The sequence below is a fragment of the Acinetobacter sp. YH16051 genome, assembly GCF_013417135.1.
Classification (GTDB): domain Bacteria; phylum Pseudomonadota; class Gammaproteobacteria; order Pseudomonadales; family Moraxellaceae; genus Acinetobacter; species Acinetobacter towneri.
This window is the reverse complement of sequence record NZ_VPEN01000120.1, coordinates 1-1350: the sequence shown is the minus strand read 5'-3', so window position 1 is coordinate 1350 and position 1350 is coordinate 1. Positions and strand designations below refer to the sequence as shown.

The 1350-nt window shown below is 35.0% G+C and carries 2 protein-coding genes; both read left to right on the top strand.

The window, feature by feature from the left end:
• The first annotated feature begins 111 nt into the window (after positions 1-111).
• Positions 112-1041 (top strand): replication initiation protein RepM, encoded by a 930-nt coding sequence (gene repM, locus FTV41_RS14765; RefSeq protein WP_068975475.1) that lies wholly within the window; start codon positions 112-114, stop codon positions 1039-1041.
• A gap of 60 nt (positions 1042-1101) precedes the next feature.
• Positions 1102-1350, top strand: a 249-nt coding sequence (locus FTV41_RS14760; RefSeq protein WP_257221997.1) for a plasmid replication DNA-binding protein, incomplete at its 3' end; no start/stop codon positions are given.

The following is a 1350-nucleotide window of genomic DNA, read 5'->3' as shown; positions in this document are numbered from 1 at the left end:
ACCATAAATCTACAAAATATTTTCAGTAGATTTAACTACGTTTACCTTGCATAAATCTACATAATTATTAATATAGACTTATATTCATAAATAATAATGTAGATACATAAGATGCGGGATTTAGTTGTTAAAGACAATGCCTTAATCAACGCAAGCTATAACTTAGACTTAGTAGAACAACGTTTAATTTTATTGGCTATTGTTGAAGCAAGGGAAAGTGGGAAAGGGATTAATGCAAATGATCCTTTAGAAGTCCATGCAGAGAGCTATATCAACCAGTTTAATGTTGCAAGACAAACAGCCTACCAGGCCTTGAAAGATGCTTGTAAAGACTTATTCGCCCGACAATTTAGCTATCAAGAGATCAACAAAAGAGGGAATGTTGAGAATGTTCTAAGTCGTTGGGTTAGCGAAATTAGATATATCGATGATGAAGCAACAGTAAAGCTGATCTTTGCACCAGCTATTGTTCCCCTTATTACACGTTTGGAAGTACAGTTCACAAAGTATGAGTTACAGCAAATTAGTAATCTCAGTAGTGCTTATGCTGTACGTTTATACGAGTTATTGATTGCTTGGCGCAGTACAGGTCAAACACCAGTTATTGAACTAACAGAATTTAGAAACAAGATAGGTATTCTCGATGATGAATACACAAGAATGGGCAATTTTAAAGATCGGGTACTAAATCTAGCTATTGCTCAAATTAATGAACACACTGACATTACTGTTAAATACGAACAGCATAAAAAGGGACGTAACATTTCAGGTTTTTCATTTTCTTTCAAACAAAAGAAAGGAGTTACAGCTAATGCAAATAGTAAGAGTTCAAATACCCTTGATCTTTTCTCGAAAATGACCGATGCACAACGCCATTTGTTTGCTAATAAACTGTCAGAACTTGCTGACATGAGTAAGTACTCTCAAGGTACCGAAAGCTATGCACAATTTGCTATTCGAATTGCTGAAATGCTACAGAATCAAGAGAAATTTGAAGAACTACTACCGTATCTTAAAAAAGTAGGATTTAACGCAAAATAAACTTCATGTTCAGGTAGGATGTTCAGATGAACATCCGTGTACATGCACTGAGGGACTACATTGAACACAACAAAATTTAGCGTTATGGACGCAAGTAAAGCCTTTAAAAAATCACGTACAACAATATACGAGGCTTTAAAAAGTGGTGAATTATCAAGAGATCATGATGGACTTATAGACTTGTCTGAACTTATCAGAGTTTATGGCAATCCAGTCGGTGTTCAGTCCAGTGCACGTACTGAACAAGTTCAAAAGGATGTACAAGTACACGTTCAATCTGAAGTTGAAAATGTATTAAAAGATCAAATT

Coding starts and splice junctions, on each gene's coding strand:
- repM (WP_068975475.1), top strand. CDS start 112: ATGCGGGATTTAGTTGTTAAAGACAATGCCTTAATCAACGCAAGCTAT.